The 22,010-nt window shown below is 60.1% G+C and carries 16 protein-coding genes; 7 read left to right on the forward strand and 9 right to left on the reverse strand.

Going from position 1 to position 22,010, the window contains the following annotated elements:
- Nucleotides 1-17: 17 nt before the first annotated feature.
- The 3 genes from X757_RS158180 to X757_RS158170 form a co-directional block, all read right to left on the reverse strand.
- On the reverse strand, nt 18-1,298 hold the full coding sequence (locus X757_RS158180; protein WP_023725540.1) for an FAD-binding oxidoreductase: 1,281 nt from the start codon (nt 1,296-1,298) through the stop codon (nt 18-20).
- A 144-nt stretch (nt 1,299-1,442) separates the two neighbouring features.
- Entirely contained in the window at nt 1,443-2,270 is an 828-nt protein-coding gene (locus X757_RS158175) for a transporter substrate-binding domain-containing protein (RefSeq protein WP_023725541.1), read from the reverse strand.
- 295 nt (nt 2,271-2,565) lie between these two features.
- Entirely contained in the window at nt 2,566-3,768 is a 1,203-nt protein-coding gene (locus X757_RS158170) for an MFS transporter (RefSeq protein WP_023725542.1), read from the reverse strand.
- 176 nt (nt 3,769-3,944) lie between these two features.
- Between X757_RS158170 and X757_RS158165 the strand changes: the two genes are divergently transcribed.
- From X757_RS158165 to X757_RS158150, 3 genes are all read left to right on the forward strand, one after another.
- Nucleotides 3,945-4,856: a LysR family transcriptional regulator gene (locus X757_RS158165; protein WP_023725543.1), complete on the forward strand. Its 912-nt coding sequence runs from the start codon at nt 3,945-3,947 to the stop codon at nt 4,854-4,856.
- 231 nt (nt 4,857-5,087) lie between these two features.
- Nucleotides 5,088-5,342 carry a hypothetical protein gene (locus X757_RS158155; protein WP_023699977.1) on the forward strand — a complete coding sequence of 85 codons (255 nt, stop codon included), beginning with the start codon at nt 5,088-5,090 and terminating at the stop codon, nt 5,340-5,342.
- A gap of 314 nt (nt 5,343-5,656) precedes the next feature.
- Nucleotides 5,657-6,631 carry a L,D-transpeptidase gene (locus X757_RS158150; protein WP_023725545.1) on the forward strand — a complete coding sequence of 325 codons (975 nt, stop codon included), beginning with the start codon at nt 5,657-5,659 and terminating at the stop codon, nt 6,629-6,631.
- An 88-nt stretch (nt 6,632-6,719) separates the two neighbouring features.
- Here the strand turns inward: X757_RS158150 and X757_RS158145 are convergent, their stop codons facing one another.
- From X757_RS158145 to X757_RS158125, 5 genes are all read right to left on the reverse strand, one after another.
- Nucleotides 6,720-8,765, reverse strand: coding sequence for a CHASE2 domain-containing protein (locus X757_RS158145; RefSeq protein WP_031251131.1), 2,046 nt, complete (start codon nt 8,763-8,765; stop codon nt 6,720-6,722).
- A 15-nt stretch (nt 8,766-8,780) separates the two neighbouring features.
- Nucleotides 8,781-9,605 carry a FecR domain-containing protein gene (locus X757_RS158140; protein ID WP_031251132.1) on the reverse strand — a complete coding sequence of 275 codons (825 nt, stop codon included), beginning with the start codon at nt 9,603-9,605 and terminating at the stop codon, nt 8,781-8,783.
- Nucleotides 9,602-10,816, reverse strand: coding sequence for a M48 family metallopeptidase (locus tag X757_RS1000000167795; RefSeq protein ID WP_198024393.1), 1,215 nt, complete (start codon nt 10,814-10,816; stop codon nt 9,602-9,604). Before X757_RS1000000167795 ends, X757_RS158140 begins: the two co-directional genes overlap by 4 nt.
- 535 nt (nt 10,817-11,351) lie before the next feature.
- A complete protein-coding gene (locus X757_RS158130) occupies nt 11,352-12,539 on the reverse strand; it encodes a magnesium transporter (protein WP_023736095.1) in 1,188 nt (395 codons plus the stop codon).
- Between the two features lie 502 nt (nt 12,540-13,041).
- Nucleotides 13,042-13,758 carry a pentapeptide repeat-containing protein gene (locus tag X757_RS158125; RefSeq protein ID WP_023687777.1) on the reverse strand — a complete coding sequence of 239 codons (717 nt, stop codon included), beginning with the start codon at nt 13,756-13,758 and terminating at the stop codon, nt 13,042-13,044.
- Nucleotides 13,759-15,202: 1,444 nt separating this feature from the next.
- Between X757_RS158125 and X757_RS158120 the strand changes: the two genes are divergently transcribed.
- Genes X757_RS158120 through X757_RS158105 form a run of 4 tightly spaced genes read left to right on the forward strand, consistent with a single transcriptional unit; the run spans nt 15,203 to nt 20,785 of the window.
- The gene (locus X757_RS158120) at nt 15,203-16,651 is read left to right on the forward strand and encodes a TolC family protein (RefSeq protein WP_023725549.1); all 1,449 of its coding nucleotides are present in this window, start codon (nt 15,203-15,205) and stop codon (nt 16,649-16,651) included.
- A 37-nt stretch (nt 16,652-16,688) separates the two neighbouring features.
- Entirely contained in the window at nt 16,689-18,821 is a 2,133-nt protein-coding gene (locus X757_RS158115; protein WP_023687775.1) for a type I secretion system permease/ATPase, read from the forward strand.
- 43 nt (nt 18,822-18,864) lie between these two features.
- A complete protein-coding gene (locus X757_RS158110; protein ID WP_023691466.1) occupies nt 18,865-20,154 on the forward strand; it encodes an HlyD family type I secretion periplasmic adaptor subunit in 1,290 nt (429 codons plus the stop codon).
- Nucleotides 20,144-20,785 carry a ribbon-helix-helix domain-containing protein gene (locus X757_RS158105; protein WP_023725550.1) on the forward strand — a complete coding sequence of 214 codons (642 nt, stop codon included), beginning with the start codon at nt 20,144-20,146 and terminating at the stop codon, nt 20,783-20,785. The genes X757_RS158110 and X757_RS158105 overlap by 11 nt, the downstream gene beginning before the upstream one ends.
- A gap of 146 nt (nt 20,786-20,931) precedes the next feature.
- On the opposite strand, the gene X757_RS158100 is transcribed toward X757_RS158105, so the two are convergent.
- Nucleotides 20,932-21,876, reverse strand: a complete 945-nt coding sequence (locus X757_RS158100) for a transglutaminase-like cysteine peptidase (RefSeq protein ID WP_023725551.1) — start codon at nt 21,874-21,876, stop codon at nt 20,932-20,934.
- Between the last annotated feature and the right edge of the window lie 134 nt (nt 21,877-22,010).

A 22,010-nucleotide genomic window follows, 5' to 3' on the forward strand; every position in this document is an offset into this window, starting at 1 on the left:
CTTCGATCTCCCTGCGGTCAGCGGGCCCGCTCGCGCCACCAATCCTGCGCCTGCAGCTTCCAGTAGGTGAGTTGCGCAACCGCAAGTCCAGCCGGGCCGCCCGCCCAGGCAAGGCCGAATGGTGCGAACAGCCGGTAGTGGTCCGATTGTGCCAGTATGGCTTCGGCGATCAACTTGCCGGCGATCGCCGTGGTGTTGATGCCATGGCCACCAAAAGCCGTGAGGTACCAGACGCCCGGCTGCAACGGGCCTATTTGGGGCATCATGTGCCGGGCATAAGACATGAGCCCGGACCAGGCGAGTTCGGTCTTGAGGTGTTCGAGCTGCGGATAAGTGGTGACCATCTCACGGCGCAATTGCCTCGCCAACACGCCCGATGAGGCTGCCCGGGTGGTGATGCGCCCTCCCCAGAGCAGCCGCCTGCCGCCTTCGACAACACGGTAATAATCGCCTGCGCGACGGTTATCGCCGACGGCGTCGGTCGTCGTAATCGCCTTGGCGATGAGGTCAGGCGCGTCCTCGCTCACCATAACGTAAGTGGCGATAGGCAGGAATGCCCGCTGCAGCCGGCCGACCAGTGGGCCCGTATATCCGCCGGTGGCAACTACGGCCTGGCGGGCGCGCACTTCGCCGCTGTCGGTACGCAAGATCTTTTCGGCGCCGTCAAGGTTGGCTTCAACGGCAGCCGTTCTCTCGTATATCCTGCCGCCCAGCCGCTCGATCTCGCCAGCAACGGCGCGCAGATAGTTAAGCGGATGCATGTGGAAGGCGCTGGGATCGCGCAGGCCTTGGTGGTAGCGATCCGAATGCAGCACCGCTCGCACCTGGTCGCGATCGAGATAGTCGAGCCGATAGTCGAAATCCCGCGCCAGTTGCTCGGCATATGCCTTGAGCGCGGCGCCACCATCGTGGCGAAGCACGCTCAATATACCGGAGCGCGGCTCTGCCGCCTTGATGTCGAGATCGCGGATCGTCTGCCGCACGAAGTCGACGCCTTCGATGGACAGGCGGTGCAGTTTTTGTGCCGCGTCGACGCCGGCCATCGCGGCGATGTTGTCGGTGCCGGTGGCGAAACCGGGATTGACAAAGCCGCCATTGCGACCGGAAGCGCCGAAGCCTATCCGCTGCGCCTCAAGCACGACGACCTGCTGGCCGGCGCGAGCCAGCTGCAACGCCGTCGTCAGGCCGGCCAGTCCGCCGCCGACAACGACTGTCTCGCACTCGGAAACGCCGCTCAGCGGCGGTCTGATGGTGTTGTCGGCAAGCGTGCGTCGGTAATAGGTGTCAGGACATGTCATGATCAATACGATGAGGTGGCGGCACTAGAGCATTTTGCAGGCAGGCGGAGCCGCCCGGTGTCGTGGAAACGCGGCTGAAACAAAACAGATGGAGCGGGATGTTCAATTGAATGCATCCCGCTCAAGCTTTATCCACGACGCTCCTCAGTCGGCGCTGTAATCCTTGCCGTACCACTTGGTGGTCAGCTTCGCGAGGGTACCGTCCTTCTTCATCTCGTCGAGAATGGCGCCGATCTTGGCATTCCACTCGGCATCACCTTTTTCCGCGATCACCACCAGTGGCTCACGGAAGGCATAGCCGCCTTCCAGGACACGCAACGGGTAGCCGTTCTTTATCGCGTTTTGAGCCGTCTGTTCTGGTGCGATGACCGCGTTGAGGCGCACGCCGTCGCCGAGCCTCAAATCGTCGAACGGCAGCATTGAGTCGGCGAAAGTCCTTATCTCACCGGGCTCCAGCTTGTATTCGATGGGCGGCAGGCCGGGAGCATCGATCTCGAGTTGTCTGCGGATGAAATCCTCCGACGTGGTGGCGGTCTCGACCCCGATGATCTTACCGTTCAGGTCGGCGACCGATTTGGCCGGGCTGTCCTTGTGAACCACGTAAACGTAGGGGCTATAATAATAGATGCCTTCGAAATCGATCACCTTGGCCCGCGCTTTGGTCGGCGTCACCGAGCCGACACCCAGATCGTAGCGTCCCTGCCAATGGCCGCCCGTCATCGTCGCCCAGTCCGGCGTGTCGAAACTGACCTCCACACCGAAGCGCCGTGCGATCTCCTTCGAGACGTCGATATCGAAGCCGACCAACTGATTGCTGTCGTCGAGGAAACTCTGCGGCGGCCAACCGCTGTTTGTGGCGACCACCATTGCCTTCTTCGAGGTAACCCGGTCGATGGTTTCACCCGCCGACGCCGCAGACGCGAACGCGAGCGTGGTAGTGGCCAAGGCCAGCCACGCGATCAATTTCCTCACTTGAACCTCCCTCTTCATCGTCATTCAGACATATGCTTCCCAGAGCGCGCTCCCGTAGAGAAACAGTAATTGAGAGCGCGGCATGAGATCGATCTCATATCAGCACACATATCGACGAGGGGATCAAGTCCTTTTTCAAGTAGCCAGTTGTCCTCCGGGGGCGCAAAGCATCGGCACCCGCACGGTGCGGCGGAACCCGCGTTTGATGTGACGCGCGTGACTTTCAAGACAGAGGAACGAAGGTCTACTTCAACCTACACAGCATCATAGATGGCGGCGCAGGATGGCTTGCTGTCTACGAGTTTCCGATGTTCCGGTTAAGCATGGGTGCGCGGCACACCGGCAGCAGCACCAGCAGGATGATGGCGGAATCGACCCAGAGGACCCTGTTCACGCCCATCGTGTCGACGATCTGACTGGTCGCTAGGGTACCCACGGAGATGGCAAGATTGAAAGTGAAGCAGTAGATGGCCGTCGCGGTCTCCGCGCTTTCTGATGCTGCACTCAGCACCCACGTCTGCAGCGTAATGGGCGCCGCGCCATACGCGAAGCCCCACACCAGCAGCAGGATGGTTCCTGTGAGCGGCGTGACCCCGAGCAACGGGAAAAGAGCCAGCGTGGCCCCGAGCCCAATGACGACGCAGGCCAATGTGCGACCGACGTATTTTGCGGCCCAGACGCCTGCGACGGCGTTGCCAATCATTCCGAGAATGCCATACCCCAACAGTAGCCAGCCTATGCTCCCTGCAGTGACGCCCGAGACCTCCAGCAACACCGGGCTCACGAAGGTGTAGGCACCGTAGTGGGCAGCCACCAGCAGTGCGGTCGCAACCACGCCCGCCAGAAGGGCGGGATTGCGCAATTGCGCACGCAGGGCTTTCACCTCCACAGGCTGCGCCGCCTCCAGCTTCGGAAGCACAAGCAGGGCGGCGAGCAGTATGGCAAAGCTCAGGCCGGCGAGAGACCAGAACGCGCCGCGCCAGCCGACTAGATCACCGATGATCGTGCCGGCCGGCACGCCCAGCACCGCAGCGGCACTTACACCGCCGAAGACAGTAGTCATGGCGCGCGGCACGGACGGTCCAGGAACAAGGCGTACTGCGATGCTTCCGGCTATCGCCCAAAAGCCACCGATGGTGATCCCGACGAGCAGCCTGGACGCGAGCAGAACGGGAAAGTTCGTTGCGAGCGCTGAAATCACGCTCGCCGCAGCCATTACCGCGAGCAGGCCCGCCATCAGAATACGCCGGTCGAGCCTCCCCACTGCCAACGGCAAACCGATAGAAGCGAACGCCGCAATTACGCCGGGTATCGTCACCGTGAGACCGCCACTCCCAATAGAGACATTCAACTCGGAAGAAATTGCCGGAATCAGCCCCACAGGGAGTTGCTCCGCAGTGATCATCGAAAAAATACCCAGCGATACAGTGAGCACGGAGAGCCACATGCGAAAAGTGGCTCCCTGTTTCTCCCGAAGGGCTGCTTTGGTCAGAGACATGATCACCTCCAGCCCGCGAGAAGGCACTCGACGCCAACGTTTCGGGCAAACGTTAGAGAGACGGATCGGGCAATTGATCCCGGCCTGGTTTCAGATAATCTGTCCACTGCGGATTGATAATCGAGGGAGATATGGATGGTGAATTCACGAAACGTGAATGAAAGAGGTGATTGCAGTTGGACCGGCTGACCAGCATGACCGTGTTTGCCAACGTCGTCGGTGAAGGCAGCTTCGCTGGAGCGGCCAAGCGGATGCGACTATCGCCAGCGGCCGTGAGCAAGCATGTCCAAATGCTGGAAGAGTGGCTTGGCGCACGCCTTCTCAACCGGACGACCCGGCGCATCAGCCTGACAGAGCTCGGCGCCTCCGTCTACGAGCGCAGTCTGCGCATAATCGAGGATGTCGAGGAAGTTCGTACGAGCGCGGCCGAGAGCAAGACACGTCCGACCGGCTCACTGCGTGTCAGCGCGCCGATCTCCTTCGGCGCGATGCACCTTGGGAGAGTCGTTGCAGAATATCTCGCGGTCTACCCGGAGGTGTCGGTTGAGTTGGTGTTGGACGACCGTGTGGTTGACATCGTGGAAGAGGGCCTGGATGTCGCGGTACGCATCGCTCCACTCACGGTTTCCAATCTGGTTGCTCGCCGAATCGCGCCGTCACGCGAGGTGGTCTGCGCTTCGCGCGATTATCTGGACAGACGCGGGCGTCCGACAAAGCCGTCGGATCTCCACGACCATGATTGTCTGGACTACGCGTTGCGCGCCAGCCGCGGAAAATGGCGGTTCGACGGACCAAAGGGGCAAGTGGCGGTAAAAATCACTGCACGGATGACGGCAACGAACGGGCAGCTCCTGCGCGATGCGGCGCTGGGTGGAGCAGGCATAGTACTTTGCCCCACTTTCCTTGTTGGAGAAGCCATTCGTTCGGGCCAGCTGGAGACAGTGATGCCCCAGTTCAAGCCGGTAAGCCGGTCGATCTACGCGATGTACCCGTCAAGAAGGCATCTTTCCGCCAAAGTTCAAAGCTTTGTGACGCTTCTCGCCGCCCGCTTTGGTGAGAACCCACCTTGGGACAACTTTGGACCATGACGCATGAACATCTCCGATCCTTTGGGAGAGGCTCCAGAGCGAGAGCGCCTACCGCCCACCAGCAAATCGCTCGCCGAGGAACTGGCTTTAATCCACATTCTGGGTTGGAGAGTGGAGAGCGCAATCTACTCGGTGGAGTACTCCAGGTGGGGTGAGCGTCGGCAGAAATGGATTTTGCACTCGACGATGCCTTTTGGGTAATCGAGGACGGCCTTAGGACGGAGGACCACGATGGCTTGGATGGCCGCAATTTGCCCGATTACAGATGAGCAGGCGCTCGTTAATTCGGAGACAGTTGGTGACATCCGGGAGTTTCGCTGTCCGAGTTGCGGCGACTTCAAAATCACGAACTCGGCCACCGCGATGTTCAAAGGCCTATCGGCAGAACAGAAGTTGGAGCGCTTCGAATACGCTAGGGCAATCGCGGGCGACAACGCGATCACAGTGACGACGGAACATGGATCTATCGATACCGAAGATCAATAGAATACCCGCCCGACAAGCCGGTTCCCAGCGCATCTCCTCACTTGCTGCCCTGAGACCATTTGACTGCCGGTCCAGGTAGTGGGCAGTTTGAAGGTAGAAGCTCACGTCAACATGGCCAGACCATTTTTACACTGCCGATCTGCGCGGCCAGCAACGCCTCTCGTGAGGGGCAAGGCATGGGCATCGAACGTCTCGGACCGGTCGGCAGCGTAAGGCTGGTTGCCTATGATCCTCCTACCGGCGAATGGAACCAGATCTGCCACAGCGCGTCATAGAAGCAGATCAGGTGCGATTTAACGTAAGGAGTGACATCGATGATCAGGCTCCTTCTCCTCCTCGCCATTGCACTCGCCTTCGCATGCGGCGGGACGGAGGCGGCCAAGCTGGACCTAGCCGCGGTAAATCAGGCGCAATTCTCCGGCGGCGATCCGAAAGGGCTCGATCCTGCTGTGCTGAAGGCGCAAATTTTTTTGGATCGTGCGCGCTTCTCACCGGGGCTCATCGACGGCCGCCTTGGAGAGAACTTCGCCAAGGCGATCAAGGCCTTCCAGGCGTCGAACGGACTGGCGCCAGATGGCAAGCTCACCCAGGCGACTTGGGACAAGCTGATGGCAACCTCCACCAGCCCAGCTCTGGTCACCTATGAACTGACCCGCAAAGATGTACGCGGCCCCTTCACCAAACGCATTCCGGGGCGCATGGAGAGGATGGCTCGCCTGAGAAGGCTTGGCTATCACGACTCGATCGAGAAGCTGGCGGAGCGCTTCCATGTGAGCGAACCATTGCTCAGGAGGCTAAACCCAGGCACCGGATTCAGGAAAGCTGGAACCACGCTGCTGGTACCAGATGTTGGCCGGGGTGAACCTCCCGCCACCATTGCCGGCGTCGAAGTCGACAAAGGCGCTCATCAGGTGCGCGTGCTCGACCCCTCCAATAAAGCGTTTGCCGTCTACCCTGCCTCGATCGGGAGCGACGAGAAGCCGGCACCAAGTGGGCAGGCAGAGATCCAAAGGGTGGTGCACAACCCGACCTATCACTACGATCCCGATTTTGCATTCAAGGGAGTCAAAACCAAGCGGCCCTTCACCATTGCTGCCGGCCCTAACAATCCCGTGGGATCAATCTGGATCGACCTCTCCATCGAAAGCTACGGCATTCACGGCACGCCCGAACCCGGCAAGATCGGGAAGACCTTCTCTCACGGCTGCATCAGGCTCACGAACTGGGATGCCGAGGACCTCGCCTCGATGGTCCAAAAACATATGAAGGTGACTTTCAAGGACGAGTGACGCAAGCCGTCGCATCCCTCGATGGTCGCCGAAACAAGATGTCCGTCTGTGCCCGTGACAATTGCATCTTGCGATCCGCTGGATCCGATCAGCGGATGCTCCGGGTTCGGGGTGTCAGGTCAACCGCCGCCATTTGCACGGATGGCGGCGAACCAACCACCATGGCGGGGGCGCCAGATTGCTCACCACGTTGGCTCTCTACTTCGCGGCTCATACCTTGTTGAGCAGCTTGCATCTCCGGAACGGTGAAAACCGGCACCTCGCCCTTGAAACCCTGGAGCTCAAAGGCGCCCGCCTGGACGACCGGCATCGATGCTCCTGCCGCAAAGCCGGGTCCAAGCACCAGGGGGATGCCCAGCTTCTTGGTCGTCGATTCGAGCCGTGCCGCGCGGTTCACGGGGGAGCCGATCGCGGTGTAATCGAAGCGCCGTTCGGAGCCGAAATTGCCTACCGAGCAGATGCCGGTCTCGATGGCGACGCCGATTTCGATGGAGCGATGGCCATCTGCGGTGAAGGCGGCGTCTTCGCGCCTCACCCGCTCGATAAGGGCCAGGCCCGCGTCGAGCGCACGCTCACGATGATCGGGTTGATCTAGCGGTGCGTTCCAGAAGGCCAGCACCGCATCGCCCATGAACTTGTCGATGGTGCCGTCGCGCTTGAGGATCTCATCGGTCGCAATGCCGAGGAAATGGTTGACCACCTTGGCGATCTCTTGGGTGTCGAGCTGTTCGCTCATGGTCGTGAAGCCACGTATGTCGCTGATCAAAATTGTGATCTCGCGCTTCTCGCCGGACAGGATTGCCTCGGTGTCCGAGCTTGCGAGGCGCTGCACCACGGAGGGCGACAGATATTGGGAGAACTGTCGCGTCAGGGTGGACCGGCGCTGCTCGCTGCGCCTGTAGAGGACATAGCCTTCGAAGCCCGCAACCATGATGGTTGCAAGCGCCGGCTGCAGCGGGTCATAGAGTGCACCCTGCAGGCTGTACTCGAGAGCGCCGAACACGAACGGCGAGACGGCCAGCAGCGCCAGGGAGATGGCGCCAAGCACGACACGCCCGGCGAGCACTCCGGAAAGCCCGATGAAAACGACGGCACTGAGGAGAAACCAGAGCCGCTCGAGCATACGCGCGTGCGCTGGCTCTGCCAGGAAGCGCCCGGCAAGCATCTGGCCGATCGCATCGGCGTGGATCTCCGCTCCTGGTCGCGCTGGACTCGTCGGCGTGGGCAGGTACTGCGTCAGGCCCACAGCCGACAGGTCGACAATGGCGATGGCGTCCCGCAGCCGCGGATCGCCATGGCCCGAAAGGATAGTGCTGGCAGACAGGCGAGGCGTGTCCGTGGCGGTTTCCCAGAGGCGGATGCTCCCCTCCGGCTCGAGCGGCACAATGGCGCCTGCCATCCTGAGTGCGTCGAACCCGGCTGCATTCATCCGGGCTGTGTAACCGTCCTGTCCAGCGTAAAGGCGCAGGAGCTCGAGTGCGAAAGACGGCCACAACTGCGCGCGTTGAGGGGTATTGCGGAGCCAGAGCAGCGGCACATGGCGCAGTACGCCGTCGGGATCGGGCAAGGTGCGAATCACGCCGAGGCCTGCGGCGGCGTTCGAGAATTCGGCAAGCGAGCCGGTAAGACCGGTGAAGCCGGGAAGTGTATCGGGTACTTGCCCGACGATCGACCAGCCGGCTTTGGGTTCTGCTTCTGAAACCGTCGCTTCATTGCCCAGGCTGACGGCAAGCGCCGTTCGATTTTTGGACAGCGCCGCTGCCAGGCGCTTGTCTCCGGCCATGCCCTCAGGCGAGGTGTCAGCCTCGGGGAGTACCAGCGCAAGCCCGACCACCGCCGCGCCGGATTGCGTGATGCCATCGACCAGATCGGCCAGGAGGCCACGGTTCCAGGGCCATCGCCCATGTGCCTTGAGGCTGTCGTCGTCTATCGAGACGATCACGACAGGATTGCTCGTCGCCTGACGTGGGGCGAGAAACTGATAGAAGTCGTACGTCCGCTCACGCAGGCGCGACAACGGCCCGTCAAAAGCCAAATGGCAAGCGAGCAGCAGGAGCACGACCACAAGGCCGGATATTTTGCGCCTGCCGGCTTGCCGCCAATCAGCCCAGCGCCTACCGACCGAGTGGCTCATCTCGTGCAGCCAGGCCTAATCGCAGTTGTAGTAGTAGCAGCAACCCTCACCCTCACACTCGCCCCGCCGCCCCCCGCTGCCCGCAGGTGGCGTTGGGCTGTCAGGGAATTCCATGACCACTCCTGGCAGTGCGCCGTCCCTGGACCCGCAGACTTTGAGCGAGGAGCCTAGAGCCGACGCACAAATTGCGCTTACGTCCAACCCAGGACCCGGTGCGCCCGGCAGGCCAGTTCCCGCTATCCGGTCGATACTGTCCAAGATCGGGAAGGCGTCGATGCCGCCGTAGCCGGCCAGAAGCTTGCCATCGTCCGACGTGCAGGCGTAGCCCGGGTTCGTGATGACCAGCCGTTTGCCATTGATCGTGCAGGTCATACGGCCGGCGCGCAATATGCCGACGGTCTGGCCGGCTGCCACCAGCACTTCGATGATGCCGCCTCTCGCTCCGAGCACCATGTGCGGCGTCGCAACCTGCATGACGCCCCCTTTCGAAACCTGGCCGCCATAAAAACGGGCCAGGCCGCTGTTCATCCCGATGTCGATCTTTCCCGACCCGGAGCCCGGATTGTAGACGAACTCATCGATCGTCAGGCTGGTGTTTGGACCAATCTTGGCGCTCGATTCATCCCGGAACACCAGCATTCCGAGACCGGTGGGATTGCTGCGCAACTGGTCGCCGAGTTCGACGCCGGCGCCAACGTTCATCGTCCCGCCGTTATTGCGGACGATGATGGTCTGATAGGCCGTCATCGACCCGACCGTCTCAGCAGCGGATGGTGCCGCGAAGGCGAGGCAGGCGATAAAAACGACGATCTGATGATACCTCATCGCGGCCTCTTTCAATTGAGCGTCAACGTATAGCTCATGAGCATTTCGAACGATTTTCGGTCGCGGTTGGCGAGGGCGAAGTTGGTTTTGCGGTAGGCGAGATCGACGCTGATCTTCTGCGCTTCCGTCAGCTGAAAATCGCTTTCCGAGGCAATGCGCCAGAAGTCGCTCTTGATATTTGTGCCGATGCCGACGGACAGATCGGGAGTGTCGCTGTGGCCGGCCGATAAGGCGATCTGGTGCGACCATGCGAAAAAATCCGGTACGTTAATCAACAGGCCGCCATAGCGGACCTCGCCCGTATAGCTGCGGCTGATTTCGCCCGATCCGGAAGCGAAGTCATTCGAGCCGACAAAGCGCAAGCCGAGCGCCTGGCCATTGCGGAAGCGGTAGCTGCCGCCTGCCTCATAGAAGACCCTGCTATCCGCGAAAATGCCTTGCGAGGCGCTTAGATCGATGTAGCCGCCACCGGCGAAGAGCGTCGTCTCGACCGTCGGGCGAACGACGAAACGTCCACTGAGGCCGATGCCGGTTTCGTAAATGTCGCTGTCGAAACGATCCGTAACGGTAAACGCGGAAAGCAGCAGGCGCAGCGAATCGATCCCGCTGTTGGGCAGTCCCTTGTCCCAGGTAATCGCTGCGTTGCCGTGGATAAAAGTCTTCTCGCCACCCGGAACCGACAGGTCTTCCGTGAAAACACGCTCAGTCGCGGTCAACGACCCCGAAAGAACGAGCGCGTCGGCACTTGGCGTGCCGAGGTCCCACCGCACAAAACCTTCCGCCTGCCCGTAAGGCGAGACGAAGCTGTCGTCGTCCTGCGCCCCGCCTGGCTCAAAATCGGTGAATGCGCTGAATACGCCGCCGGTCAGGGCGAGTTCCCAGGTGACGCCACGCAACGCGCGCTCGATGCGGGCGAGCAGGCGAACAGCTTCCTGTTGCTCACTTGCGGTCAGACCCCCGACTTCGATGCCGTACTGCACCTGCCGCCGGGCCAATTCATAGGACCCGACATGGTAATACAACCGGCTGGCCGCAAGCCGGGCGCGCGCATCGCGGGGGTACTGGATCAGATACTGCTCGATCGAGGAGATCGCCTGATCGTATTGCCCAGCGTTGACCGCAACCGTGACGAATTGGGCGAGCGTTCCATTGTCGGCCGGACTGGCGATGCGGGCCGCAAACGCATCGTCATAGGCCCCAAAAAGACCTTGTGCGCCGGCCGGCAACACGCCGGCACAAAGCAGCGCTGCGGCGAAGCCGAAGATCGTTCGAAACGAAGATTGCATGCCGAGAACCCACCCCAAACCCGACTAGTGCGAGGGATTTAGCACGACTGCAAGAAAAAGGCGACTGAACGGTCGCCGGACTTATGCGAGTCCTCAGCAGCTGTTGCAGCTGCGCAACAAGATATCGGGTTTATTCCTATTTCGGCTGCGCTGATTGTCAAAAACTCTTCTCAACATTGCTGCACGTGATTGAAGTATTTGGCCCAAGGCTTAACAAAATCAAATCTCATCAGTAGTGGATCGCACAGCCGACAAGATTAATATTGGGTGGGCGATCCTGCGTATCTGGTCACCAGGCTTCAAGGTCACCCACGGCTTCTCCAAAGGCCTTCCGTCGCGTTTCGCAAGGGACGGAGAGCTGCCGGAGGTGCTTCTCACGAGGCGTGTGCGATTCGGCCCGGGTCTTGCAATTTCTTTGAACGCGAGGTCAGCTCATTGCCTCAACGCCCAGGGACGCGTCACCGCACGCAGCTTGCTACAGCACGAGCATGGTGGCCAGCCCCAGCATCAGGCCCATGCCTACAATATCGGTCACGGTGGTGAGGAAGATCGCCGAGGCGACCGCCGGATCGGCGCCTACCCGGCGCAGGCCCAACGGGATCAGCACGCCGGAGATGCCGGACATGAGGCACGATCCGGACATGGCAAGCAGGATCACAAGTGCCAGCATCGGCGCCTGCGCCGCCGACGCCGGTTGCCTCGAGGCATAGAACCACATCGCCGCAGCCGCAACAACGCCGACGAGCACGCCGTTGGCGGCCGCGAGCGCGCCCTCTCTCATCACCAAGTGCAGCTTCGGTCGTTTGTCCACATCCCCCAGGGCAAGGCCACGCAGCGTCATAGCCAGTGCCTGGCAGCCGGTGTTTCCGCTCTGCCCGGCCAAGACCGGGAGAAACGCCGCCAGAGCAACGATCTTCTCGATCGTGCCTGTGAACGAACTGACCACGAATGCGGCCATGAAGGCCGTCAGGAGATTCAACTGCAGCCACGGATGACGCTTCAGGAAGGCTGAAAACAGCGGCGTAAAAGAGCGCTCCTCCTTCTGGAGGCCTACCATCTGGCCAGACTGGGCGGAAATCTCGATGATTTGCTGCTCGAACAATCGCCAGCCGCGAACCTGCCCGAGCAGCCGGTTCTCCGCATCCACCACCGGATAGACAGGATAGTGACGCCGTACCGCCGCCTTGCATGCGTTACTCAAAGAGAGACCGACATCAAGAGCGAACGGCCTGGGCAGCATGATGTGATCGACAATCGCGTCGGGTTCGCTCAGCATCAGATCGCGCAGGACCGCTAGGCCAACCAGTCTATTGCCCTCGTCCGTGACGTAGAGATAAGTGAGCTCGGTCGGCACCTGGGCGCCTCTGACAGCTTCCACCGCGGCAGCAACCGTCGTCCCGACAGGAACGCTGGCGGGGATCGGGTCCATCACGTCGACGAGCGACTCGGGGATCGCGAAACCCATCTCACCGTCATGAGAGCTGATGGGCCGCATATGCAGTGGCAAATGCTCGGCCACCTTACGGGCGTGCCCGTCCGGCAACAGCTTTAGTGTGTCGCGGATGAACTCGGGAGACTCTCTAGCGAGCAATTCAGCTGCGTCATCAGGTGCTCGAGCACGCAGCGTGCGCACCAACTTCTGAACGCCGGTCTCTTCGTTCATTTGCTATGGCCCCCCAATTGGAAAGTGAAAAAGTTGTGAAGTATCGGATCGCACCGGGGCGGAAATACGACAGCTTCTTCCGGCCCCAGCAGTCCGCTTTGTGGTTGTCGCAAGCGCCGCCTGCACACTCCTAGCTTGAGAAGGCAAAGCAGACGTCTACATTTTGGGCGTGCCTTCGGTCAGGTCAGCATGGGAGTGTCCGCTACTTCCCTCGCTTTTCAATCTTTAGATTTGGGAGGTCGGGTCGCTTGGATACCACACCGGCCTCCTTCAAGGCTGTGTATCCAACCTTTTTGAGGAGCTTCTCTGTTTTGGCGCGCTCCTTGTCCAGAGCGGTATCACCTTTGACCTTGGGCATCCGTCCTCCATTTGGTCGTTGTCGTTCGCCGGTAAATGAGATTGCCGGAAATGTCCCGCAGTGTCGTGCTTTGACCCGCGGCCGAGGACTGAATTGAGGCGCTTTGCCGCCCGGCAGCCTTTGGGCGGGAAGCGGACGGGCGGGCTATTCCTGCTGGAATTGACAGGGCCAATCTTCTGGCCTCGTCATGCCAGAAGGCAACTCGGTCCGGGCGTCTCCACAAGCCATGTTGAGCTGCCACTGGGACAGACCCGCCGAATTGGATAGATCGAGGCCCTCGATACGGGTCAGAAAGAAAAAAGCGCCGTCAAAGTCTATCGGTGCGGTGAACTTCGCTCCTCGGAAATCCGCCCGCGCGAGATTGGCAAACGAAAAGTGGCTGCCGCTGATATCGGCGTCATGGAACTGTGCACGCCCCAATTCCGCCTTTGTGAAATCAACATTGACCAGATTGGCGTTCTGGAAATTCGAGCGCTGCACTTCCGCGCCCGTAAACACAGCGCCCTGCGCGTCCATCTGGCTGAAGTCGGTCCTGTACGCCTCGATTTTGTCGAACCGGGCGCCTTTGGCGGTCGAGCCGGCCAGGGAAGCGCGCACAAGCGTTGCCTTCTCAAAATTTGCCGCAAGGAGATTGCTGTTCCTGAGGTCGGTCGAAGTGAAATCAACACCGAACAGGTTTGCCCCGCTCAGGTCCTGTCCTTCCAGGATGAGAAGCTTTTTGTCACACTCCTGCCAATTGACGCCAGGCGTCGCGGCTGCGTAGCAATCTTGAGCGGCGGTGGCGTTTTGCCAAGCCAATACAGTGCAAACCGCCAGAACCAAGCCGGATCCGCCGTAAGCTCTGGTTCGTCTCAAAGTCATTGTTGCTGGACCCTCTGCTACTCGTCGACAATCAGCCTTACCACATCTGCTGACACTCGAGCCACGGTAACGACCGCCGTCACAGTTGCGCATCAACGATCCGCCGATAGCCAGCGGCAGCTTGCGAAATTATCGAGAGGTGGGGAAAAGCTTTGACGGTAGAGTGCTTTTTCGCGGATGCGATCACAAAACAAAGAGTTCGGCGTAAGCCGTGAGTTATTGGTGGGCCCGGAGGGCGAACGGAAATTGTTGATTTTGCTGGATTTTGGTGGGCCAAAATCTGAAAGGTCCCGTATCATCCCGTATGCTCCCGCGACCCCAAACTGCCGACCATAGCTGACCTCGTTTTGCAAACGTTGGGAGACAGGGTCCAGAACGGCGGAAATGGGGACGATTGCAGATCGGCAGCTGTGGCAACAGCGCGCGACCAGCTGACGGTCTAGCGCCTCGATATGGCCGATGAGACTTGGGAAGTAACAAACAAGCGGCAGCTTGCAGGCAGTTGTGATCGGTGGAATGGATTTACGAGTCGAGGCGCCGGACCAGGACCGGCTCACTTGCCTCGAAGTTCAGCCTGTTGGAATGGCGCGGAGGAACGAGTAGTGGTATCTAACGAGCCGGCGGCCCTCGATGTTTGACCGCGCTCGTCCTGCAACTCTCGTATGTCGTCCCGCAAAGTGGTGGCGCAACCGACCACTTCGTTCCGCATTGTTTAAACAGCGTATGACTCAATTCCAGTCAGATTTTTTTCTGAGCTGCGAAAAGGCGGACACTAACCGTCAAAAAAATTGCGCTTTTGATTTTAACGGAAAATCGCCGCAAGAACTATTTTGAGGTTTCACCAGCTATCGGGTTCACTGGAGCGATTTTTGGACCTTGCGGCATTCGATGGCCTACAGAACCGCCTCAAAAAGTACCGTCACCTCTTCGGTTGACCGAGTCGTTGATCGGCCGTCATATGAGCCCTATGCTGGCACGCTGGCCAGTGAAGCAGTTGTCGGCCTTTATTCGCCGGCTCAGGGATTTATGCCCACGCTTCAGGTCGAAGAAAGACCGGGGTGTCGGTTCCAGGCTCTGGCAAGCGGGCTAAGATTATCCTGCCGATTGTAGCCGCCAACCAAGATGTTGTCGGTCACCTCGCTGAAAAAATACACCCAGAAATAGTCAAGCTATCAGGAGCAAATAGGTCGTAAGGTGGCCTTGCGGTCCTCCTTCCCGGAGCGGTTTCGCTTGCCTGTTCAAACTCGGACGGCTGTTACTCAAAAACCGCAGTGGGTATTTTATGTGCCATTTTTGCGACATTCTATAGAATTTTGCTTGAATTTAGCGTTTTAGCGGTCACTAAATCAATAAGTGCTCCCATATTTTGCAAATTTGTGAACAATCACGGTTGAGTTGTAACGCCTGGCAATAATGGCGCAGGGGAACGTTGGGGTGGGGTGAAATGAATACGACATCTATGTCGGCGATAGGCAAGCGCCTCGGCCTGCTGACGACGGTCGCCATATTGAGTTGTGGGAATGCTCACGCGCTCACTCTCCAGGAGGCGATAGCGGTTGCGGTGGAGTCCAACCCCGAAATTGGCCAAGCGATCGAAAACCGCGAAGCAATCGAATTCGAGCTACGCCAAGCGAAGGGACTTTATCTTCCCAGCGTCGATGTCGAGGCGTCGGCGGGGGTTCGTCGTCTCGACAATTCCTCCCGGCGTTCGCTGTCCATAGAGGATGACGCGCTCTATCCGTCGGAAGCCGATGTCGTTGTCACGCAGACGCTTTATGACAGCGGCGCAAGGCGGGCGGAACTGAACCGTCAGGCGTCGCGGGTCGACGGCGCATCGTTCCGGGTGCTGGAACGGTCTGAATTCATTGGACTGTCTGTCGTCCAGGACTATCTCGAATACATGCTGCAGGCTTCGATCGTTTCGGAAGCGAAGAAGAATCTGGGCTTTCACCAGGCAATCCTCGGCGACATCCGGCAAGGTATTGCAGGCGGCGCGTTGAACGAGGCTGATCGCCAGCAGGCCGAGGAGCGGCTGTTCGCTGCCAAGGCACGTATGCAGGAGGCGACCGAAGAACTGGAGGCTTCCAAGATACGGTTCTTCAAGACGGTCGGTAAGCCGCTGACCAACGCGTCAAGGCCGAGCGATGTCTCGAGCGCGCTGCCAAGGTCGCTCGACGACGCGCTAGGGCTGGCGCGACAGAACAATCCGCGCGTCCACATGGCCAACAGCGATATCGACGCCGCCGCCTCCCTGGTGGATGCGGCGCGGGCGAAATTCGGGCCCTCCGTCATCGCCGAAGGCCGCGCCCGCGGCGGCTATGACATCGACGGCGACGATGGCGACGCTAGCGACCTGCAGGCGCGGCTGGTGCTGCGCTGGAACCTCTATCGCGGCGGCATCGACAAAGCCAACGAGCAAGAGCAGGTCCGCCGCACCAGCGAGCAGCGCCTTGTGCTGCACCAGGTTCTGCGCGAGATCGAGGAAGCCGTCCGTACGTCATGGGATCGCCGCTTCCGGCAGGCCGATCTGGCAAAGACATTGAAGCTTCAGGCTGCCGCCAACGAAAGGCTGGTGGCGTCCTATCGCGAGCAGTTCAAGGTCGGACAGCGCTCGCTGCTCGACGTGCTCGACGCGCAGAACACGCGGTTCAACACAGCTACGCTTGCCGACACCGCATCCTACGCGTCGCTTTTCGCGCAGTACCGGCTGCTGGCGGCAACCGGGCAGTTGCTGAAGACCATGAATCTTCAGCCGGCAAAACAGGCCACCGCCTATGCCAAGGCCGAGTTCAATGCGCCTGAAACGGCCGACACCGAAACCTATGCGCGCACGCCGTCGGAGCAGACGAACGATCTGCCTTTCGACATCCTCGCACCGGTAAGAAAGAAGTAGGAAGGTCAAGGACGAACGATAGTCCTGCGGGCCAATCGTGAACCCACAACCCAAAATCCTCTCCCCAAAAGAGGCGTTCAAGGCCTGCTTCTCCGCTGTTGCCGGGTACCTCGGCAGGCCGAGTTCCGAGACCGTGCTGTTTGCCGGCGTGCCGCTGTCAGACACCCGCATCGATATCGACGCCATCCGGCATCTTGCCGAACGCATCGGTCTTGAAATCACGGAATTCAGCCATCGCGACTTTCTTCGCGGACGCATCGACCTTCCCGCCATTCTGTTTCGCGTCAGCCAGTTGCCTGTAGCGCTGCTTGCCCAGACCGAGGACGGTGGATTTACGACCGCTCCCCAGGAAGACGGCCGCACGACAATCAGCAAATCCGAGTTTTCCGGAAGTTATATTAGTGGCGGCGTTTCCTTCTCGATAACCTATGCCAACGCAGTAGAGGCGATGAGCGTCGGTTCGGCGGCCAAGATCGAGCGGCGACATTGGCTGACCGGCACGATGGGGCCGTTCTGGCGCACCTATTCGAAGGTCATCCTGTCGGCGGTATTCATCAATCTGCTGGCTCTTGCCTCACCGATCTTCACCATGAACGTCTACGACAGGATCTTGCCGAACAAGGCGATATCGACTCTCTGGGTGCTGTCGATCGGGATCGGCGCGGTCATTCTGTTCGACCTGCTCTTGAAGACCGCCAGAGCGTCACTGATCGACTATGCCGGGCGCAAGGCCGATCTTCGCATCTCCTATATGCTTTTCGAGAAGGTGCTGAACTCGTCCTTGTCGGCAAGGCCCGGCTCAACCGGCGAATATGCAAATCGGGTGACCCAGTACGAGTTCGTGCGCGAGTTTTTCACGTCGAACACCATCAGCGTCTTCATCGACACAGCCTTCGTCTTCGTCTTTCTTCTTGTCATCTATGCGATAGGCGGTTGGCTGGTCGTCATACCGGCCATTGCCTTTGTCGCCTCGGTGATCGTCGGGCTGATCACGCAACGGCGCATCGGCAAACGCGTTGCCGCTTCCATGAACGAGGCTTCGCAGCGCCAGGCCCTGCTGGTGGAATCCATCTCCACGCTGGAAACGATCAAATCGCTGCGGGCAGAGGCGTACCTTCTGCGAAAATGGGCGGAGCATTCCAAGAACGCATCCAACACGTCCGAGAAGATCAAACAGCTTTCGGCTGCCGCCGGCAACATAACGCAAGCCATCCAGCAGATGGTCACCGTCGCTTTGATCGTGGCCGGCGCCTATGCCTTTTCGGAAGGGCATGTCTCGACCGGCGCCATCATCGGCACCGTCATGCTGGCGGGCCGGGCGGTGGCCCCGCTTGGGCAGATTGCGATCACCTTGTCCAGACTTCGCCAGGCGATGCTGTCCCTGCGAATGGTGAATTCGATCATGGCGCAGCCTGAGGATCGGCCGGACACGGTTGGTTTCGTCAACCGCCCCATTCGCAACGGTGCAATGGCATTCAGGAATGTCGGCTTTGTCTACCCGGGTTCCGAAAACGAAGTGCTGACCGGCCTGAATTTCTCGGTGAAGCCCGGTGAGCGGATTGGCATCATCGGCCGCATAGGCTCGGGAAAGACGACCATGGGGAGGCTGATCGGCAGGCTTTTCCTGCCGACCTCCGGCGAGCTGCTGCTGGACGGGATCGACATCCGCCAATACCACCCATCGGAGGTTCGCGCCGCGGTCGGGATCGTCGCGCAAGCCAACGATCTATTTTCCGGCACCATCAAGGAAAATCTCCTGATGGCGTGCCCGGAGGCGACCGATGAGCAGATCGTCGACGCGGCCAAGGCTGCCGGCGTCGACGACTTCGTCTCCCGCCATCCGCGAGGTTACGACATGAATGTCGGCGAGCGCGGCACCAATCTCTCGGGCGGTCAGAGGCAGACAATGGCAATTGCCCGCCTGTTGCTGACCAAACCGAAAATCGTGTTCCTGGACGAGCCGTCCGGCTCGATGGATCTGGCTTCCGAGCGCCAGCTGATCAAGCAGCTCAAAGTGGCTTTCGATCGCAACACGACGCTGATCGTTTCGACGCACCGCTTCAGCATGCTCGAGCTGGCCGACCGCCTGATCGTCATCGAGCAGGGCAAGATCGTTGCCGATGGACCGAAAGACCAAGTGATACAAGCGCTGCAGAAAACAAGCGCCTGACGAACAGAATTATGCGTGAACACAGCACGTTGGGACGTGGTAAATGCTAGCCAGGGAAGACCGTCCGCCGCTTTTTGCGTCGGCTTCGATATTCATTATCGGAGCGCTCTTTGCGAGTTCGGTAGCCTGGGCGTCCTTTGCCGAGGTCGATGAAATCGCACGCGGCGACGGCAAGATCATACCGGCGTCGAAGACCCAGATCATCCAGGCCAGCGAGCCGGGCGTGGTTCAGGAAATCGCCGTGACGATCGGTCAGGTCGTCAAGAAGAATGACCTCATCATTCGTCTCGACAACACCTTCAACACTTCCAGCCTTGGCGAGCAGCAGGCCAAGGCGCGGGCGCTGCAGACGCGCATTGCACGGCTCCAATTCGAACAGACCGGAAGTCTAGAGGGCGCGTTTCCCTGCCCGCCCGAGATCCAGAAGGTGGCGCCGGAAATCTGCGACAACGAGCAGAAGCTGCTAATCGCGCGGCGCGACAACTTCGAAGTCAAACTGTCGGTTCTCAAGTCGCGCCTCGATCAGCGTGAGAAGGAACTCGACGAAGCCAACGCCAATGCCGATCGCCTCACCAAGAACCTGGCCGTCAGCGACCAGGAGGCGAAGCTGGTCGAAGCGATGGTCAAGAAGGGCCTGATGGCGCGAACCGAGCAGCTCCGCGTCGAGCGCGAGCAGACCGAGCTCAATGGTCAGCTGACGCTTGCCGGAGAGACCATCAAGAAAGCCAGGTCTGCCATCACGGAAGCCAAGCTTCAGGTCGACGAACTTGGCCTCCAGCTGCAACAGGAAGCGCTCAGCGATCTAACGCAGGCGCTGGCCGATCTCTCGGTGGTGGACGAGACGATACGCGGTGCCACCGACAAGGTGGCGCGTACCGATATCCGTTCGCCTGTCGATGGTATCGTCAACACGCTTGACATCAACACGGTCGGCGCCTTCGTCCAGCCCGGCGCGGTCGTCGCGGGTATCGTGCCGACGTCCGAGACCCTGCTGGTCGAAGCCCGGGTCTCACCGCGGGACGTCGCCTTCATCCGGCCGGGCCAGGATGCCCTGATCAAGGTGACCGCCTATGACTTCTCGATCTTTGGCGGCATCGAAGGCAAGGTCTCGAACATCACTGCCGACAGCCTGGTCGACCAGAAGACCGGCGAACCCTATTATCAGGTCCGTGTCGCCACCGACAAATCGACCCTGACACGCGACGGCAAGACCTATTCGATCATCCCCGGCATGATCTGTTCGGTCGACATCAAGACCGGACGCAAGACGATCCTCACCTACCTGATGAAGCCGATCAACAAGGCGCGTGAGGAGGCGATGAGTGAGCGATAGCGCGGTCTCCCTTCCTGCCGATCGCGACCGGCTGCTGCCACCGCTGGCGGCAGAGGATTTCGGACTGGAGTTCCGGGTTGTGGCGCGAGGCGGCACGCGCCGCGGCATTCGTCTGGAACGGGCGTTCTGGACCTCGCTGAAGCAAATGGCAGAAAGCCGGAAATGCACGATCGGCATGCTGATCGAAGAGATTGCCGAGAGCCACGCCAACACCGGAAACCTGACATCGGCAATCCGCGTAGCGTGCATGCGTGGACTGGCCGACCAGAACGTCACCTTGCAGAGGCTGGCGTCGATCAAGACCATCAACGCCATTCTGGTCGCCTGCCCCTCGCCGGCCTTTGCCCTGTCATCTTCGAAGAAGATCCTGACCTTCAATGCGCCGTTCCAGCAACTGGTGCGCCGTCAATTGCCGGCGGCGCCGAACGAGGATGCGCGCCACGACCTCAAGCTGGCGCTGGACCTGAATGTCGCCGACATATTCGCCAGGCTCGAGGCCAATGGCGAGACGCCGGTCGCCACCGGTTTCGTCATCGGCGCCGGCGACCGCCGCTATCGGGGTCAACTGAATGCGGTGCGGGCGCCGGTGGTCGAGCCGGAACTGCTGATGGCGTTCGTCTTCGGCGGCTAGAGCGTTTCACCGCTTCACGGAACGGTGAACCGCTCTATCTCGCTGATTTGACTCAGTTCCCAACGGAAAGCGCTACGCACTCTTCCCGGGAAAACCGTGTCACACTTTTCCTGGAACTGCTCTAGAGTGCCCCAGACACGGCATACTTACTGCTGCAGACCTTCGCCCGGCGCGACCGTCGAAAGGCCGCCCTTGATATCGGCTGTCTGCGCAGAGCCGGTCTTTGCGCCATGGATCCATGCGCGGTCGGTGCTGAACGAATACAGCGGCACGTAGCTCGGCAGATCGCTGTCGCGCGAAACGACATTGCTCAGGCTGTCGAGAATGAAGACCCCGCTGCCGGTGCTGACCGACAGCACGGCATGAAAGAATCCGCGCTTGCGATCCTGCAAGACAACCAGCGACATGCTCTGAACCGGGATGCCTGCATGCAGCAGCGCGGCCATCTTGAGGATGGCAAAATCTTCGCAGTCCCCTGCCCGCCGCTCGAGGATTTCCGCGGGCTTGGCCCAATAGTCGAGCTTGCCGTAAACCACGCTGTCCTTCTTGTAGGCGATCGCGCGATTTATACTTGCGTTGACGAAGGACAGCTTGTCGAGGAAGCGCTTGTCCCGGGCTGCCTTGACGATCCCGGCAAAGGTGCTGTTGTTGCGCTCGCACGCGCTGTCCGCGGTGCAGTCGACGATTGCCTTGTAGACAGGCGCCCAGCGCGCCGAGACCGGGAAATTGCGCATCGACAGGGCAACCGAACCGAACACGCCGGGAATGATCGCCGCCGTCTGGATCGGGTCGATCCCGGCGTCGTCCTGCGCGATCGAAGGATCGCTCTTTTCATGAACGGCAACGGGACCATAGCTGCCGAAAATCATACCGATCCTGTAGGCCGAAACGGGCTGCCAAGGTTGCGGTCGAGCCAGTGAAACGCCGCCGAGACTGGGCGGGGTTTCGACCCGAGCCAGCAGCGCATCGGTACGGCCGACGTCAGCTGCGATGGCGCTCGCGGATGATGGCTGCGGCAGGCTTGCTATGCCCATTGCCAGCAGGAGCAGCTTGAGCCCGGTTATCCCCGGGGCAGATTTTTCTTTTTTCATAACGCCCACCTTTGACTGCGGACGCTACCAATCTTGTCTCAAATTACTGGAAATGAAGGTGGATAAGTTTCTCGCAAACAGTAACATCTATTTTGCATAAAATTTTATTCAAATTTATACCTGTATTTACCAAC

The organism is Mesorhizobium sp. LSHC412B00 (assembly GCF_000503035.1).
GTDB lineage: Bacteria > Pseudomonadota > Alphaproteobacteria > Rhizobiales > Rhizobiaceae > Mesorhizobium.

What these genes read in the sequence shown, in the direction of transcription:
- X757_RS158180 (WP_023725540.1), bottom strand. Translation starts at nt 1,298, where the DNA reads ATGACATGTCCTGACACCTATTACCGACGCACGCTTGCCGACAACACC.
- X757_RS158170 (WP_023725542.1), bottom strand. Translation starts at nt 3,768, where the DNA reads ATGTCTCTGACCAAAGCAGCCCTTCGGGAGAAACAGGGAGCCACTTTT.
- X757_RS158155 (WP_023699977.1), top strand. Translation starts at nt 5,088, where the DNA reads ATGGCTTGGATGGCCGCAATTTGCCCGATTACAGATGAGCAGGCGCTC.
- X757_RS158150 (WP_023725545.1), top strand. Translation starts at nt 5,657, where the DNA reads ATGATCAGGCTCCTTCTCCTCCTCGCCATTGCACTCGCCTTCGCATGC.
- X757_RS158145 (WP_031251131.1), bottom strand. Translation starts at nt 8,765, where the DNA reads ATGAGCCACTCGGTCGGTAGGCGCTGGGCTGATTGGCGGCAAGCCGGC.
- X757_RS158130 (WP_023736095.1), bottom strand. Translation starts at nt 12,539, where the DNA reads ATGAACGAAGAGACCGGCGTTCAGAAGTTGGTGCGCACGCTGCGTGCT.
- X757_RS158125 (WP_023687777.1), bottom strand. Translation starts at nt 13,758, where the DNA reads ATGACTTTGAGACGAACCAGAGCTTACGGCGGATCCGGCTTGGTTCTG.
- X757_RS158120 (WP_023725549.1), top strand. Translation starts at nt 15,203, where the DNA reads ATGAATACGACATCTATGTCGGCGATAGGCAAGCGCCTCGGCCTGCTG.
- X757_RS158110 (WP_023691466.1), top strand. Translation starts at nt 18,865, where the DNA reads ATGCTAGCCAGGGAAGACCGTCCGCCGCTTTTTGCGTCGGCTTCGATA.
- X757_RS158100 (WP_023725551.1), bottom strand. Translation starts at nt 21,876, where the DNA reads ATGAAAAAAGAAAAATCTGCCCCGGGGATAACCGGGCTCAAGCTGCTC.